General features: G+C 50.8%; 18 protein-coding genes and 1 other RNA gene. 13 read left to right on the top strand and 6 right to left on the bottom strand.

Features of this window, described 5'->3' with window-relative positions:
• Positions 1–46: 46 nt before the first annotated feature.
• From accC to DSM465_RS0105365, 11 genes are all read left to right on the top strand, one after another.
• Positions 47–1,399 carry an acetyl-CoA carboxylase biotin carboxylase subunit gene (accC, locus tag DSM465_RS0105410; RefSeq protein ID WP_029760834.1) on the top strand — a complete coding sequence of 451 codons (1,353 nt, stop codon included), beginning with the start codon at positions 47–49 and terminating at the stop codon, positions 1,397–1,399.
• A 22-nt stretch (positions 1,400–1,421) separates the two neighbouring features.
• The gene (locus tag DSM465_RS0105405) at positions 1,422–1,634 is read left to right on the top strand and encodes an acetyl-CoA carboxylase biotin carboxyl carrier protein subunit (protein ID WP_008879257.1); all 213 of its coding nucleotides are present in this window, start codon (positions 1,422–1,424) and stop codon (positions 1,632–1,634) included.
• A 117-nt stretch (positions 1,635–1,751) separates the two neighbouring features.
• Positions 1,752–2,651 (top strand): hydroxymethylglutaryl-CoA lyase, encoded by a 900-nt coding sequence (locus tag DSM465_RS0105400; protein WP_029760833.1) that lies wholly within the window; start codon positions 1,752–1,754, stop codon positions 2,649–2,651.
• 28 nt (positions 2,652–2,679) lie between these two features.
• The gene (locus tag DSM465_RS0105395) at positions 2,680–3,462 is read left to right on the top strand and encodes an enoyl-CoA hydratase (protein ID WP_008879255.1); all 783 of its coding nucleotides are present in this window, start codon (positions 2,680–2,682) and stop codon (positions 3,460–3,462) included.
• A gap of 287 nt (positions 3,463–3,749) precedes the next feature.
• The gene (locus DSM465_RS0105390; RefSeq protein ID WP_394359146.1) at positions 3,750–5,303 is read left to right on the top strand and encodes an acyl-CoA carboxylase subunit beta; all 1,554 of its coding nucleotides are present in this window, start codon (positions 3,750–3,752) and stop codon (positions 5,301–5,303) included.
• A 63-nt stretch (positions 5,304–5,366) separates the two neighbouring features.
• Positions 5,367–5,555, top strand: a non-coding RNA gene (gene ssrS, locus DSM465_RS18820) — 6S RNA.
• A 208-nt stretch (positions 5,556–5,763) separates the two neighbouring features.
• Positions 5,764–6,204, top strand: coding sequence for a MarR family winged helix-turn-helix transcriptional regulator (locus DSM465_RS0105385; protein ID WP_008879253.1), 441 nt, complete (start codon positions 5,764–5,766; stop codon positions 6,202–6,204).
• A gap of 3 nt (positions 6,205–6,207) precedes the next feature.
• The gene (locus tag DSM465_RS0105380) at positions 6,208–6,846 is read left to right on the top strand and encodes an HlyD family secretion protein (RefSeq protein WP_029760831.1); all 639 of its coding nucleotides are present in this window, start codon (positions 6,208–6,210) and stop codon (positions 6,844–6,846) included.
• Positions 6,847–6,856: 10 nt separating this feature from the next.
• Positions 6,857–8,524: a DHA2 family efflux MFS transporter permease subunit gene (locus tag DSM465_RS0105375; protein ID WP_029760830.1), complete on the top strand. Its 1,668-nt coding sequence runs from the start codon at positions 6,857–6,859 to the stop codon at positions 8,522–8,524.
• 590 nt (positions 8,525–9,114) lie between these two features.
• Complete coding sequence (locus DSM465_RS18815) at positions 9,115–9,264, top strand: DUF2639 domain-containing protein (RefSeq protein WP_008879250.1); 150 nt, start codon at positions 9,115–9,117, stop codon at positions 9,262–9,264.
• A 73-nt stretch (positions 9,265–9,337) separates the two neighbouring features.
• A complete protein-coding gene (locus DSM465_RS0105365) occupies positions 9,338–9,532 on the top strand; it encodes an NETI motif-containing protein (protein ID WP_029760829.1) in 195 nt (64 codons plus the stop codon).
• Positions 9,533–9,631: 99 nt separating this feature from the next.
• Here the strand turns inward: DSM465_RS0105365 and DSM465_RS19545 are convergent, their stop codons facing one another.
• A complete protein-coding gene (locus DSM465_RS19545) occupies positions 9,632–9,808 on the bottom strand; it encodes a hypothetical protein (protein WP_008879248.1) in 177 nt (58 codons plus the stop codon).
• Between the two features lie 41 nt (positions 9,809–9,849).
• Between DSM465_RS19545 and DSM465_RS0105355 the strand changes: the two genes are divergently transcribed.
• Positions 9,850–10,059, top strand: coding sequence for a hypothetical protein (locus DSM465_RS0105355; RefSeq protein WP_008879247.1), 210 nt, complete (start codon positions 9,850–9,852; stop codon positions 10,057–10,059).
• Positions 10,056–10,262, top strand: a complete 207-nt coding sequence (locus DSM465_RS0105350) for a DUF6501 family protein (RefSeq protein ID WP_008879246.1) — start codon at positions 10,056–10,058, stop codon at positions 10,260–10,262. Before DSM465_RS0105355 ends, DSM465_RS0105350 begins: the two co-directional genes overlap by 4 nt.
• Before the next feature lie 54 nt (positions 10,263–10,316).
• On the opposite strand, the gene DSM465_RS0105345 is transcribed toward DSM465_RS0105350, so the two are convergent.
• The 5 genes from DSM465_RS0105345 to DSM465_RS0105320 all read right to left on the bottom strand — a co-directional run bounded on the left by DSM465_RS0105345 (position 10,317) and on the right by DSM465_RS0105320 (position 16,027).
• Positions 10,317–11,609 (bottom strand): sensor histidine kinase, encoded by a 1,293-nt coding sequence (locus DSM465_RS0105345; protein WP_008879245.1) that lies wholly within the window; start codon positions 11,607–11,609, stop codon positions 10,317–10,319.
• A 354-nt stretch (positions 11,610–11,963) separates the two neighbouring features.
• A complete protein-coding gene (locus DSM465_RS0105340) occupies positions 11,964–12,134 on the bottom strand; it encodes a fosmidomycin resistance protein (protein ID WP_223812849.1) in 171 nt (56 codons plus the stop codon).
• 118 nt (positions 12,135–12,252) lie between these two features.
• Positions 12,253–13,401 (bottom strand): Ger(x)C family spore germination protein, encoded by a 1,149-nt coding sequence (locus DSM465_RS0105330; protein WP_029760828.1) that lies wholly within the window; start codon positions 13,399–13,401, stop codon positions 12,253–12,255.
• The gene (locus tag DSM465_RS0105325) at positions 13,398–14,933 is read right to left on the bottom strand and encodes a spore germination protein (RefSeq protein WP_008879242.1); all 1,536 of its coding nucleotides are present in this window, start codon (positions 14,931–14,933) and stop codon (positions 13,398–13,400) included. The genes DSM465_RS0105330 and DSM465_RS0105325 overlap by 4 nt, the downstream gene beginning before the upstream one ends.
• The gene (locus tag DSM465_RS0105320) at positions 14,930–16,027 is read right to left on the bottom strand and encodes a GerAB/ArcD/ProY family transporter (protein ID WP_035498226.1); all 1,098 of its coding nucleotides are present in this window, start codon (positions 16,025–16,027) and stop codon (positions 14,930–14,932) included. The genes DSM465_RS0105325 and DSM465_RS0105320 overlap by 4 nt, the downstream gene beginning before the upstream one ends.
• Positions 16,028–16,183 lie beyond the last annotated feature (156 nt).

Below are 16,183 nucleotides of genomic sequence, written 5' to 3'. Positions count from 1 at the left end.
GAACCGTCCGGCGCCGGCAGCCCACTTTTTGTGAAAGGGTGAGAGGATGTTTGCGAAAGTGTTGATTGCCAACCGTGGCGAAATCGCCGTCCGCATCATTCGCACATGCCAAAAGCTCGGCATCCAAACGGTTGCTGTCTACTCGGAAGCGGATGCGGATTCGCTCCATGTTCAGCTCGCTGATGAAGCGTATTTGATCGGCAAGCCGCGCGTAGCGGAAAGCTACTTAAATATCGAAAAAATCATCGAAGTCGCCAAAGCGGCGAAAGCGGAAGCGATTCATCCCGGTTACGGACTGCTCTCGGAAAACCCAGCGTTTGCCCGTCGCTGTGAGGAAGAAGGGATTGTCTTTATCGGCCCGAAGGCGGACGTCATTGCTGCGATGGGCAGCAAAATCGAAGCACGCCAGACGATGGAAAAAGCTGGCGTTCCGATCGTCCCGGGCGTTTCCTTTGCATTAGACAGCCCCGATGAAGCGGCTGCAGCCGCAGCTTCCATCGGTTATCCAGTCATGCTGAAGGCATCATCAGGCGGCGGCGGTATCGGCATGCACATCGCTCACGATGAAGCCGAGCTGCGCCAAGCGTTTGAAGGCAGTCAAAAACGAGCTGCTTCGTTTTTCGGCGACGGGACGATGTATATCGAAAAATATATTGAACGCCCGCGCCATATTGAAATTCAGCTGCTCGCCGATGGGCACGGCAACTGCGTCTACTTATGGGAACGCGAATGCTCGATCCAGCGCCGCCATCAAAAAGTGGTTGAGGAAGCGCCATCGCCGTTTTTGGATGAAGAAACGCGGCGGAAAATGGGCGAAGCCGCCGTCCAGGCAGCACGTTATATCGGTTATGCGAACGCCGGTACAATCGAGTTTTTGGTTGATGAACAAAAAAACTTTTATTTTCTCGAGATGAATACTCGTCTCCAAGTTGAACATCCGGTGACCGAGGAAATCACCGGCATTGACATCGTCGAAGAGCAACTGCGCATCGCTGCCGGCGAGCCGCTTCGGTATAAGCAGGAAGACATTCGCCGCGATGGACACGCCATTGAAGTGCGAATTTATGCGGAAGACCCGAACACGTTTTACCCGTCGCCTGGCCGCATTGCCGCCTTTTCCGTTCCTCAAGGTGAAGGGATTCGTCATGAAACGGCGGTTCAAAGCGGCATCACCGTTACGCCGTTTTACGACCCGATGATCGCCAAAATGATCGCCAAAGGTTCGGATCGAACATCGGCGATTGAACGCTTGCTCGAAGCGCTTCGGGACTATCGCGTCGAAGGCATTAAAACGAACATCCCGCTGCTTGAGGCGGTGTTGTCCCACCCGGCGTTCCGTGCTGGGGAAACGACGACCGATTTTCTTTCGAACTATTGGCAGCCAACTAAAACAAAATGAAGCAGAAACGGAGGAAGAAACGATGAACAAAGTCACTGCCACAATGGCCGGAAGTGTATGGAAAATTGTTGTCGCCGTCGGTGACCGTGTTGAAGAAGGACAAGATGTCGTCATTTTGGAGTCTATGAAAATGGAAATCCCGGTCGCCGCTGAGACATCCGGCACGGTGAAGAGCATTCATGTGCAAGAAGGGGATTTCGTCAACGAGGGCGACGTGCTTGTCGAGATTGAGTAGGAAAACATGCGCGTGAACCGTTCTACCAACAATGAAGTTCAGACTCGCCATCAGACGTGGCGAAAGGAACAAAAAGTACCTGAGGGACGGGGATAAAACGAAAAGGGGGGAGCGGACATGGGGCGATGGCCGACGAAGGTGACGATTAAGGAAGTCGGCCCGCGCGACGGTCTGCAAAACGAAGCATCACCGGTCGCCACGGCTGACAAAATTGCTTGGATCAATTTATTATCGGAAACCGGGTTGTCGTATATTGAAGTGACGTCATTTGTCCATCCAAAATGGATTCCGCAGCTTGCCGATGCCGCCGAAGTCGCAGCCGGCATCCGCCGCAAAGACGGCGTCACGTATGCTGCGCTCGTTCCGAATGAAAAAGGATTAGAACGGGCGCTTCGTGTCGGGGTGGATGAAGTCGGCGTCTTCATGTCAGCAAGCGAGACGCATAACCAAAAAAACATTAACAAAACAATCGCTGCTACGTTTCCGGTGTTGGAAGGTGTCGTGAAAGCGGCGAAGCAAGAAAGAAAAACGGTGCGCGGCTATGTTTCGACAGTGTTTGGCTGTCCGTACGAAGGGACGGTTGCTGTCGATCAAGTGCTCATGGTCGCTGACCGGCTGTTTGCGATGGGGATCGATGAGCTGTCGTTAGGCGATACGATCGGTGTGGCGACGCCAAAACAAGTCGAAGACGTGCTTGCTGAGGTGCTCCGCCGTTTTCCGGCTGAGCAGATCGCCATGCATTTTCACGATACGAGGGGGACGGCGCTCGCCAATATTTTAGTTTCGATGGAGATGGGAATCACAACGTTTGACAGCTCTCTTGGCGGTCTTGGCGGTTGCCCGTATGCCCCCGGGGCATCAGGAAACGTTGCCACCGATGATTTAGTGTACATGCTGCATGGCATGGGGGTTGAAACCGGCATTAATGTGGAGCAACTGACGAAAGCAGCCTTGTTTATTCGCGACAAAATTGGTCGTCCGCTCCCAAGCCGCTATTTACAAACGATTTCATCATAAGCAAATTCATTTTGGGAGGAAGAGGAAAGTGGGAACGTTCGTATCGTTTGACATGCAGGAAAACGGCATTGGTATTGTGACGTTAAACCGCCCCGAGGCGGCCAATGCGCTTTCAAGAGCGCTTCTCCTAGAGCTTGGCAACTTGTTGCAAGAGATTAAGTTTCAAAAAGACGTGCGTGTCGTCATTTTGACCGGGGCGGGAGAAAAAGTGTTTTGCGCCGGCGCCGACTTGAAGGAGCGGGCGGGAATGAATGAAACGGAAGTGCGGCAGGCGGTCGCCTTGATCAGCAAAACAATCAATGAGGTCGAGAAAGTGCCGCAGCCGGTTATCGCCGCCCTAAACGGCTCGGCGTTTGGCGGCGGGCTCGAGCTCGCTTTAGCATGCGACATTCGTTACGCTGCTGATGACATCCAACTCGGATTGACAGAAACGTCACTTGGCATCATTCCAGGCGCGGGCGGCACGCAACGGTTGCCGCGTCTTGTCGGCATCGGAAAGGCGAAAGAGTTGATTTTTGCCGCGAAACGGATCACGGCCAAGGAGGCGGAGCGAATCGGCCTCGTTGAATACGCTGTACCACGCGCCGAACTAATGGAGCGGGCGCTTGAATTGGCTCGGCAAATCGCCGATAATGCACCAATTGCCGTCCGCCAAGCGAAACGGGCGGTGCAAAGCGTGTTTAACGTTGACTTGGAGACCGGATTGGCGATTGAGCAGCTCGCCTATGAGGCGACGATCCCGACAAAAGACCGACTCGAAGGCTTGCAGGCGTTTAAAGAGAGACGGAAACCGGTATACAAAGGGGAATAAGACGCTTCGACGCGGCCGGCTGAAAGCCCGGGGAACGCTACAGGCATAGGTTCAAATGGCCGTAAGCGCTTCAATACCAAGGGGGGAAACCGACGCGGCCAAGCGCGGCGTCGAAGCGGCTGCTTTGCGGTGCGGCACGTTGTGAAATATGCCGCCAAAGCGCTGCCTCAAAGTAGCCGGCCGCGGTGTGCAATGCTGTTGGACGTATTGGCGATGACATTCGATGGATAAAAGTACCGCCTGAGAAAACAGCGGAATGAACGAAGCAAGGAGGCGACAACATGGGGATGAAGGAAATAGCTAATCAACGAGTCACGCTGGCTGAGGAGCTAGCGAAACGGGCAGCTGACATTAAAAAAGGTGGAGCGCCGAAATATCATGAAAAGAACGCTGCCCAAGGAAAGCTGTTTGTGCGCGATCGGTTGAATTTGTTGCTTGATGACGGCTTGGAAGTGGAAGACGGATTGTTTGCCAACTGTTTGGCTGACGGACTGCCGGCTGATGGAGTTGTCACCGGCATCGGCAAAATCAACGGCCGGACCGTCTGCGTGATGGCGAACGACTCCACCGTCAAAGCTGGTTCATGGGGGGCACGTACGGTCGAAAAAATCATCCGCATCCAGGAGACGGCGGAAAAACTGCGCTGTCCGCTCATTTATTTAGTTGATTCGGCCGGCGCGCGCATTACCGACCAAATCGAAATGTTTCCCGGCCGACGCGGAGCGGGGCGCATTTTTTACAATGAAGTGAAACTGTCGGGGAAAGTGCCGCAAGTGTGCTTGCTCTTTGGTCCGTCGGCAGCCGGCGGCGCTTATATTCCAGCGTTTTGTGACATCGTCATTATGGTCGAAGGCAATGCATCGATGTATTTAGGCTCGCCGCGCATGGCGGAAATGGTCATCGGCGAAAAAGTGACGCTCGAAGAAATGGGCGGCGCTCGCATGCATTGTACTGTTTCGGGTTGCGGCGATGTGCTTGTGAAAACCGAAGAAGAGGCGATCGCCTATGTGCGCCGCTATTTGTCGTATTTTCCGTCCAACTACAGCGAAAAACCGCCGATGGCAGAAGCGAAGCCGCCGAAATCGTTCGACAAAACGATTGAAGAGATTTTGCCGGAGAACCAAAACGCACCGTTTAATATGTATGATTTAATTGAGCGGATCATTGATGAGGGATCGTTTTGTGAAGTGAAAAAGCTGTTTGCGCCGGAACTCATTACGGGCTTGGCGCGCCTTGCCGGCCAGCCGATTGGCATTATCGCCAACCAGCCGCGCGTCAAGGGCGGAGTGCTGTTCCACGATTCCGCCGATAAAGCGGCAAAGTTCATCACCCTTTGCGATGCATTCCACATCCCGCTTTTGTTTTTGGCCGATATCCCGGGCTTTATGATCGGCACGAAAGTCGAGCGAGCCGGCATTATCCGTCACGGGGCGAAAATGATTGCGGCGATGTCGGAAGCAACGGTGCCGAAAATTTCTATTATCGTGCGCAAAGCATACGGCGCCGGATTGTATGCGATGGCTGGACCGGCGTTTGAACCGGATTGCTGCCTCGCGTTTCCGAACGCGCAAATCGCGGTGATGGGACCGGAGGCGGCTGTCAATGCCGTCTATGCAAACAAAATCGCCGAACTGCCGCCAGAAGAGCGGCCGGCTTTTGTTGAGCAAAAGCGGGAAGAGTACCGGCGTGATATTGACATTTATCGACTTGCTTCCGAGCTCGTCATCGACGGGATCATCGCGCCGAACGAGCTGCGTGACGAGCTCATTCGCCGGTTTGACGCTTATATGTCCAAATATATGGCTTTTTCCGAACGGAAACATGGGGTATATCCGGTTTGAAGAACATGGGCCGCTGTCTCTCTTGCCAAACAACTGAAGATCGTGTATGATAATAATCACCAATCCGCTGCTGCGTTGTGCGTTGTAGAATGAAGTTTCAACCGATGGCAATGAAAAGGGAGTTCTATATCGAAACCGGAATGCCATGCCTCCCATTCGTTAGCGAGGACGGCAGGAACGTTTCTGCGAACACCCACCTAGTAGAGCGTGGTTGAGAAACTGCATTCAGCCGACGGCAACCGCGGCGCGGATTATCCGCATGAAACAAAGCGTCCAAACGGACGCTTTTTTTGTTTGTATGGCATGAATGGCTGCCGTTTTTCAACAGGATGGAAATCATTTTGCAGACGAAGGAAACAATATAGTTGATTTTCCTTATTAGCATGCTATAATTGTATTTCGTGTGGAAATAATTCGTATTGAAATTATTCGGGTTTGCTAGTTAAAGGAGGGGGGATAGATGGAAGGAATTGGACGTGACATTATGTATGCTATTGCTCGGGCGCAAAAGGCGCTGTACCGTCTCATCCGCGAAGATGCTGCCCGCGTTGGGATTACGGAAGTGCAGCTGATTGTCCTGTATACATTGTTGAAAAAAGAGCATATTCGCCTACACGATCTAGCGGAAAAGCTCAACTTAAGCAATAGCAACGTCAGCGGCACAGTCGATCGGCTTGTTAGCGCGGGGCTCGTCGTTCGCGAACCGTCCAAACGAGATCGGCGTGCTGTGATTCTAAGTTTGACGGAAAAAGGGAAGGAGACGGTGCTTGCTGCATTTGGTGAACAGTCGGTGCTGCGCCGGCGGCTTCAACGAATTCAGGAGCTGATCTCTCCGGAGGAAATCGAACAGTTTTTGCGGTTGCAAGAGAAAGTGAAAACCATTTTACTAGGGGAGGAATAAACGGTGAACGTGAAACGTTTGCTTGCACTGAACATCATCGTGCTTATTTTGCTTGTTGGCGGAGGATTTGCTGCCTATTACTATGTTAATGAAGCAACAAACTACATTAAAACGGATAACGCCCGTATTGATGGTCAAGTCATTCCGGTAGCGTCTCCGTTGTCAGGAAAATTGACGTCATGGTCTGGAAACATTGGAAAAACGTTTGCTGCTGGGGAGAAAATCGGTGAAGTGTCAGACGGCAAAAATACCGTGGAAATCACGGTGCCGCATCGGATGACGATCGTGCAGCAAAACGCGGTGGAGGGTTCGTTTATTGCAGCAGGAGTGTCACTTGCCAGTGGGTTTGATTTAAATGATTTGTGGGTGACGGCGAACATTGAAGAGACAGAGATCGAAGACGTCAAAGTTGGGCAAGATGTCGATATTTATGTCGACGCATATCCGGACCGTCAATTCAGCGGCAAAGTTGAAAAACTTGGCTATGCGACAGCGAATACGTTCAGCTTGTTGCCGAGTTCAAATGCAACTGGCAACTACACGAAAGTGACGCAAGTCATTCCGGTGACGATTTCGATCGACAACTACAACGGAGCCGAACTCGTGCCGGGCATGAACGTCACTGTCCGCATTCATAAGTAGGTGATCAGCGATGTCTACATTTATGATTAGCTATATCATATTTGCCGTTTTCGTCCTAGCGGTCCTCAACATCATGTTGCGCCGGCACAAATCAGCTCCGGCCGCGGTTGAGACAGCAGATGGCGCGAGGGCGGATGTGCGCCCGGCTACCTCGTCCGGACAAAGTCAAGGTGGATTAGGTGACATCGGCAGCCGCGGCAAAGTGGTCGTGACGGTCATGCTTGGGGCGTTTGTAGCCATCTTGAACCAAACGTTGATTAACGTCGCACTGCCGCATATGATGCAAGATTTCAATGTCGAGACAGCGACGATCCAGTGGCTCGTTACGGGGTACATGCTTGTCAACGGGGTGCTCATCCCAATCAGTCCGTTTTTAATCGCCAAGTTTCCGACGAAAACATTGTTTGTCTCAAGCATGTCGTTTTTCGCCATCGGGGCGTTTGTCTGCTCGATCGCTCCAACATTTGCGGTCATGCTCGCAGGACGGCTGACGCAAGCGGTTGGAGCGGGCATTATTATGCAGCTCATGATGGTCATTATGCTGTCGATTTTCCCGCCGGAACGCCGTGGGGTGGCGATGGGAACAGTCGGGATTGCGATGATGTTTGCGCCGGCGGTCGGTCCGACGCTTTCGGGTTGGCTCGTCGAGCATTATACGTGGCGCCTTTTGTTTTATGTCGTGTTGCCGATCGCCATTGTGGATCTTGTCCTCGCTTCTCTTTGGTTGAAAAAAACGCCGCGCAAAGGAAATCCCGTTCTCGATATGAAAGGAGCGATTTATTCGACGATCGGGTTTGGCGGCGTTTTGTACGGGTTCAGTGAGGCCGGAAGCAATGGATGGGGGCAGACGGAAGTCGTCGTCTCGCTTGTTGTTGGTTCTTTGTTCCTCGTCTTGTTTACATGGCGTTCGCTCCGTTCGGAGCACCCAGTGTTAAATTTCCGCGTGTTTCGTTATCCAGTGTTTACGTTGTCAACGGTGATCGGTTCGGTCATTAATATGGCCATGTTTGCCGCAATGGTCTTGCTTCCGGTCTATTTGCAAAATTTGCGCGGCTTTACGCCGCTCGATGCGGGTTTGCTCTTGTTGCCGGGGGCGATTGTGATGGCGATCATGTCGCCGATTTCCGGTTGGGTGTTTGACCGCATCGGTGCGCGGGCACTTGCCATCGTCGGCTTGATCATCACTGCCGTGACAACATGGGAATTTAGCAAACTGACGATGGATACACCATATAGTCATTTAATTTGGCTTTACATTTTCCGCATGTTTGGCATGTCGATGCTCGGGATGCCAATTATGACGGAAGGGTTAAACGCGTTGCCGCGCCATCTATACAGCCACGGCACAGCGATGGCGAACACGCTCCGCCAAGTGGCAGCTTCGCTCGGCACAGCCTTTTTGGTGACCGTCATGTCAAACCGGACAAAATTTCATGTGGAACAGTATCGCAATGAAATGACAGAAACGAATCCGTTCTTTATGGATGTTGTTAGCCAGCTAAAACAAGTGATCCCGAGTGACGAAGCCGTTAGTGAGCTGCTATATGGGCTTGTGCAGCAGCGCGCCACGGTCGAGGGAATCAATGACGCCTTTTTTGTCGCCACTGGCTTGACGGTGTTAGCACTATTGATGGCGTTCTTCTTAAAAGGAAAAAAACATAAATCGCCGTCGGCGTAAATGAAGGAATAGAAGCGGCTTTGAACGGCCGCTTCTTTTTTTACAAGCTTGCCGGCAGGTGATAGACGAAACCAATCAGCCGCTTGCGAACGGTATAACCGGAGCGGATGTTCAAGAGGCAATCAAATCGCGAGGCATAAAGCCAGCTGCGGGCAAGATGGAATGCAAGACCAATGGCTAGTCGGCTATACGCTACAGCATATTGCTGTGTTTTAGCTTGGTTGTGACCGGCCGAATGACACGCATCATTTGACCACGAGCAGAGAAGCGGCGTCTATCATTTGAGGAAGTGTTGGTCGGCCACCGAGACGTCCGCTGTTCGTTGCGGCTAGTATACAAAGAAAAAAACGTGGCCGAAAAACGGCTGAATCCGCGCCAAAGGCGAAGGAAAAACCGCGTCAGCCCGGCAAAAGCGAACAAGAAAACAAAAAAGCACGGAAAAGATTTAAGATTTGGGCTCCACCTAAGCATGAAAATGGCGACCGAAGGCGCGTACATTTTCACAGAAGAGAGCATGGCAAGAGGGTTCTTCACTCATTTTCGTGCGCATATACATAAAGACAAGCGCATGAAAAAGGAGGGAAGCGCTCATGGCGCATTTCGGGTCGAAAGGGTGGATCGTCGCCGAGTTAAAAAAGGCAGGCATCGCCCGCCATCCGGTCGGACAGAAAAAAATTGAAACGTACAAGGCGACTGAGCTGTACAGGCTGTATCGGAAATATGTGCAAAAAACATGTTGAGCCGGACGAAAGGATCCGGCTTCTTTTTTCGGGTAAAATAGTGGTGAAGGAAAGAGGAAAGGTGCTGAACGCGATGAAGAAAAAACGGTTTGCCGTAGCTGAAGGCGAAACGATTGCTGCCTGTTTAGAGCGGATGAAACAAGAAGGTTATCGCCCTATCCGCCGCATCGAGAAGCCGATTTTCCGCGAAGTGGAAACGAACGGCGAAACGACGGTGGAGCCGTACGGGCGCATCATCGAATTTGAGGCGGTGCGCGATGAGCCGTAGCCGGAGATGGTCATGGCTTGCGTCTCACTTGTCTTGTTGAAGCGTAGCTACTAACTTTCCATCCAAAAAGCAAAAACGGAAAGGACATTCTTTTCCGGTTCAGCCGTGCGGCCATTCACGCGTTTTTTTCGCCTCTTGATGGTCGCTGGTCGGGTTGCCGCTCGATGCTTCATAGCCGACTTGGTACACGTAGTTTTTCAGGGTGCGGATCACATTGTCCATCCAGTACTGGTCGAAGTCGTCTTGAAATTGCCGTTTGCTTTCTTGATCGCTCATCTTCGCGACCTTCTTGTTAATATCATTTGGCGGCATTTATTATGCGCGATTCAGACGAGCTTTACTCAAAAGCGATGGCCATGCCGCCGTCGAAAAACAGCGTTTGGCCGGTCTGGCACGGTTGTCCATCTCATTCAATGGTTGAGGGGCTGATCATGGCAGCCAATGGTGAATTGGACGTTGCAGCCGAAGATTCAGGCCGCTACAATAAAGAAGGAGAAGAACATAAAGAGAAGGAGATGACGGCATGATTCATTCCACATGGGCGACCCGTCCGACGATCAAAAAAGTGAAATGCGTCCATACGAACGCGGAAAAATACATTGTCAACAATGTGTTGACGCCGGGAAACGTGTATGAAGTGAAAAATGAAACGGATGAGTTTTATTTTGTTGTCGACAATAGCGGAAAAGTCGGCGGGTTTTACAAAGATTATTTTGAGGAAATCAAGTGACGGGGCAAGCGGCCATAAAAAACGGATGTCTGAAGGCGGACATCCGTTTTTTGTTCAGCTATTGGCGCTCTGTTGTGACGATAATAGCCGCAGCTGGCGTGCCGGCAAGGTGATCGTCAACGTCGTTCCTTTTTGGACGGTGCTCTCGACTTTCCACGTCCCGCCCATTTGTTCGATGATTTTTACTGCGACCATGGCGCCAAGCCCGGTTCCCTTCTCTTTCGTGCTGAAATACGGTTCACCGAAGCGGCGCACTTGTTCTTTCGTCATGCCGATACCGTTGTCGGAAACGGTGATGACGACGGATGTTTCTTGGTTCTCGACCGTCACACGGAGCGTGCCGCCGTTTGGCATCGCTTCGATGCTGTTTTTTAACAAATTGAGGAAACACTGTTGGAAATATTGCACATTCCCAATGACGATGCCGTGTTCAAGGGAAGAAGAGAGATCGACCGAATGCATATGCGCCATCGGTGCGATCATTTGCAACACCTTGCGAAGCTCGACGGCCACATCGATCGGTTCGGTCTCTTTCGGTGCTGGTTTGGCAAACGTTAAATAATCATGGATGATCCCTTCCGCCCGCTCGACTTCCTCTAGGGCGATGCGGATGTACCGCTCCTTTGTTTCGCGCGGCAGCGGCTCGGTTTGCAGCAGCTGAATGAACCCTTTCACGACAGTGAGAGGGTTGCGGATTTCGTGCGAAATGCTGGCAGCCAGCTGGCTGACGATCTCCATTTTTTCCATCTTCATCAGCTCCGCCCGAGCGAGCTGCGCCTCATGGAGCGTTTCCATCAAATAGACGGCGAACATCATGACAAATGGCGGCATAATAATAAAATACACGATATACGGCTTCGTCACCGAAAAATCAGCGATAATGACGGCCACAAATGTTGTTAAGATCGCAATCAAAAACGTCAGCCAAAGCGAGGCGAACAGCTTGCCAGACCGAGGTAGACGACGGAATAGTGGAGAGGCGGCCGCCGCAACAACGAACATGATGGCATAGACGACGAATGTCAACGATTGAAACCCGTACAAGATAGTGCGTGCCAGCATTAACACAGCAAAAAACACGGCTCCAACGATACCGCCGCCATAGAGCGTTCCAAGCAAAAACGGAATTTGCCGGAAATCGTGGATGCACGTCGGATCAATATAAATGGGAAATCTCATGCACAGCACAGACGCCAGCGCCAAGCAGGCGCAAAGAAGCGTCCGGTTGTACAGCGGTTTGCGCTGAATTGCTGGGCTATGGTCATAAATGAATGAAAACGCAAACACGGTGACTAAAATATAAAACAAATTATTGAGGACGTGTTGATTAATATATAAACCTGCCATACAAAAAATCTCCTAATCGGGTGAACATCATTGTCTTCCATTATAATCGGAAAGCGGTTGAAAGAAAAATAGTTTTGTTGCCTCTGGTCTTTTGGCAGCCAAATGGCCAGGGTCGCTAAAAAGCGACAGCATGACGCAAAGCGGTATTATCGTACCAAGCGACGACAAATCGGTGATTCGGCCGGACACGACGGTGCCAAGCCGATGATTACGCGTCGGATGCTATGCTGATATGATTCGCCATCGCTCTTGGGCGTAGACGACAAAGGTTGCAAAACGGAACGACAACACTAGCCTGGTGATGAACAAGATTCGGCAATGCAAGCGGCTCTGTTCCGAGCGCTTGACTAGAGCTCAAGTTTTCCTTGCAATCCAGCTGATTTCTGTATACGACAGTTTCAAAGTCGAGCACAAAATGGGAAAGAGCGCCGGGATGACTGCCTGCATCGCATTGTTCGAAAAGTGGACGAGGCGGATGGCGAACAACATCGAGTAGACGATCATCTTGGCGCTCGTTCGTTCCATATGGGCGGCTTCCATTATTCTCCCCGTTCAATGCTAATTATACTTGATCATCGCGAACTGAGAAAGCCCTACTTTCTCAGTGTGAGCGTCGGTGAGAATGCGTTCCATTTTTTTGTTTTTAATCACCACCATGGTAATTCAGCTTTTCTCTTCCAGATGCACTGATGATGAGTTTGACGTTCACAGATAGCGTGTCATTGTCGAGCGGGATAAGGCCATGGTTCTCATGTTTTTTCCAAAGATTCGGACGCTGGCGATACAGTTGCTCCGACAAGTTGAACATATCGATTCGCCGTTCGATGCTAAGCTTATATAGATGGTTGATTTCTTGCTTCACTGTTTGTTCTGCCAATTTCGTTAATTGTTTTCTTGGCAGATGTTTCCGTGTTTCGATGATGGCTCCTTGCGCCTCGACTTGGATGTCAACTGCAGGCTTCCCGCCCTTTGTCTTGAAAGACCATTTTGTTTTCGGTTTTTGGACGACAAGAGTGGCGACCGTTTCCCCGTTTTGTTTGATATAAATCGGCGTACGTCGAATCTTCTGTTCAAACCAGCGAAGTCCTTGTAGATCGGAACGGCGCTCGCATCCTTGCAGGGCGTAATCGTGGATAAAACAGACACCCGATACAGCGAGCATTGGTTTTGGCTTATTGTTTTCTGTCCATCGGTCGCCGTCGATGGTCAAATAAGGAATTCTGGCTGTAGCAGCTTTTTCGTCCATCGTCGCAACCAGCCGGTTGAGTCGGATTGGACGGATGAATGAACTTTGTTGAAAAATTTCTTCCGGGTTGGACAACACCGAATAATACGACGAAGCATTCAACAGCGGCGTTGCTGCATACAGATCAGAAAGCGGCTCATCGGTAGCGTACACCCATGCTGTATGGCGGATTTCATTGTAACGGTTCAGTACATCGATCACATCAGCCACAAGGCCTTTTTGCAGGGCACGTTTCGTAAAGACGATGCTTTTGACATGTCCCCATGATACCCTTTGTTGAATGGAACGGTAGATCATGTCGGTTGCGATGTTAAATGTGTCGCCAGATGCTTTGCCGATGGAAACGGTCGCTTTGTCTTTGCCACCGCCTGCTTCGACTTTAGCAAGGGCGGTGAAGCTGATCAACTGGATGTAGGCGATCACCTTGCCGTCTTTGTAATCAACCCCGATGGAATGGACGTAGACAGTTTGATCGATATTGCGTGTATCCCAGCAACCGCCAAGCAACAGGACAGAGACGATGATGGGAATGACCCGATTCCTCATTGCCGTTCCCTCTCTTTTGCAATGAGATCTTTTGGACGCACAATGCGGTCGCGCGTGCGGAACTGTTTCCACGTGCTTGGAATAAATACTTTCCCGATATCTTTTGAAGGCGGTGCTAGCGGTGTCAAGTACGGAATGCCAAAAATGTGCAAGTTGACGATATAGGTCAAAAAGAAAAACAGCGACAAAATAAACCCAAACAAACCAAGGGAGGAAGCGAAAATGAGAACAATAAAGCGCAGCAAAGTGACGCTGCCGGCGATGTTTTGATTGACAAGCGTAAATGTCGAGATGACAGAAATAGCGGCAACAACGAGTGTGGCCGGGGCCGCGAGCCCGGCGTTGATCGCCGCTTGTCCGATAATCAAACCGCCAACAACCGACAGCGTCTGCCCGATGGCGATTGGCAGTCGCATCCCAGCTTCTTTAAACACTTCAAACAAAATCATCATGATAAACATTTCAAGCGGCACCGGAAGTGGCACTCCTTGGCGCGACAAAATGAGCGTTGCGAGTAAGGTGAATGGCAGCTGATCTGGATGGAACGAAGTGAGTGCGATCCAGGCGCCTGGCAAATAAATGGCGACCGAGGTGCCAACAAGCCGAAGCAGACGCTGAAATACAACAAATAGGAAAAATGTGTTATTATCTTCCGATGTGTTTAGCAAAAACGTTAAATTGCCCGGTCCAATCAAGGCGGTCGGTGACCCGTCCACTAAGATGATAAAACGGCCATTGAGAAGCGAATTGACGGCAAAATCAGGGCGCCCGGTATAACCGAACATTGGAAACAAAGCAATCTTGGTGTCGGACAGCCACTCTTCAATTTGAGAGGTGCTTGTTACCGAGTCAATGTATAAGCTGAGCAGCCGTCTTCTCACCTCATCGATGATGGCTGTGTTGGCAATATCTTCGACGTAGAGCAGCGCAACTTTTGTCTGGCTGCGTGTGCCGATAATGAACGACTCATAGGCGAGACAATTTGAGCGCAGCCGTTTGCGGATGAGCGCCACGTTCTTGTTGATCTCTTCAATAAATCCGTCTTTTGGTCCGCGAATCGACACTTCCGTGTTTGGCTCCTCTGGGTCACGGTTGGGCGGACTCGCAAGTGGCATTGCGTATAAGGCGTCGGCTTCGCGGAAATAAATGAGCAAATCGCCGCTAAACAGTCTTAAGTTGAGATCATCGATTCGCACTTCGTGCCCCATGTATTCGAGCGCGGGTGGTTTGCATGTTTCGATATCAGCGTGCGAGAAGCACGAATGCTGTTCACAAATCTTGCGGAACATTGGGTAGATGGTCTTTTGCAACATTTGTACATCGCACAATTCCTCACAATAAATAAATAACAAGTGTACAGTTTTTGATGACCCGTCAGAGAGCGGCGATGGAACGGCCGTCTCTGTCATGATGACGTCGCTGCATTTCGCGTACATCATCTGTAATGCCTCTTCGGAGATGATCACAGTCTCTAATCCGGTGTAATCGTCGTTCAGCCGCTTGCCTTGGGCGGCGCGCATAATCGGTTTCATGATGCCATCCCTCTTTTCTTTTTACGGTGCGTCAATAAAGCCAAAGCGCCTAACAAAACAGACAGCGCAAGACTAAACAGCAGCGACGATGGTAGTACCCAATGTTTGACAAAATACAAAAATTGTTCATCGCTGCCCGGTGTCAGAGATGCCAAGGTGATCGCCAAGTAGAGAACGATAAGCATCCAACGTCGTGTTTGTAAATGGCGGATTGGAAACAGCTCCACAATCAGCGCCGTTGACAGAGAAATACGGATGAAAGCGCCAGACAGCCACTGATAGACCGACAGAAAGTCCACATGTTCGATATATGTCCCTAAATTGACCATCCGCCATTGTTCAAAAGACGGATAGCGAAGGCGTGTCGCCTGCTCGGGTCCGAATTCGGCAATGGCTCCGAGCGTTGGACCGATGGTCAGACCGGCTGTGAAGAAGACAAGGGCGGCGAGTGCTTTCCATGAAAACGGACGGGGCAGTCGATGAGAGAGAAATAAAAGAACGATTATTTCCACATAACCTGCCCCAACGTACAGCATGCCCCGGAACACAGGCGTCATGCCGTGCTCAAGCATCGGCTTGAGCAGTGAATAGTCTTTATGGGGAATAGTGGACAGCATGACGAATAAACCGAAGGCGATGACGAACGGACAAATGATCATCGCTGTGTTGGCAATCGAATCGATGCCTCGATACGCGTTATAAAAACAAACGAGGGCGATGACAAGAATTAGCACCCATCTCGGCGTCGTCGTCAAATAAGAAGTCGTGGTGAACGTGATCGTATCACTTAATGTGACAAAGCCCTGCAGAAGTAAGAATATGCTGCTAACAATGGCCGTTACATAGGCGACTGGGCTTGAAAAATGGTTTTTTAACCAATCGAACAGACGTTCGCCATTCAGTTGTTTGATGATGAAATAAAGCAGCGGCAGCCAGATGACCAAGCCCCCCAATGCTCCCAAGGTGGCGATCCATGCATCGCGGTGAGCGGCCTCGAGTATGAAGGGGATGATGATCACGTGATTCATCAATCCAATTGACAGGATAATCATAAACAACAGTTGCAGGGTGCTAAGCGTCTGTGCATTCATCATGAATCCCTTTCTTTCTATGACCGTTTCTAGAACAGTAGTGTTCCCGGTATAGGTGAATTTATCCTTTCAAACGGCTGGGAGTGCAATACTTAGGAAGAAAACACCCAAGAAAGGCATGTCATGAAACAGCTTCAGTTAACGCCTGATCTAGCCATT

The sequence above is a fragment of the Geobacillus thermodenitrificans subsp. thermodenitrificans DSM 465 genome, assembly GCF_000496575.1.
Classification (GTDB): domain Bacteria; phylum Bacillota; class Bacilli; order Bacillales; family Anoxybacillaceae; genus Geobacillus; species Geobacillus thermodenitrificans.
Note: the sequence above shows the minus strand (reverse complement) of the source record. Positions and strands in the feature narration are given on the sequence as shown.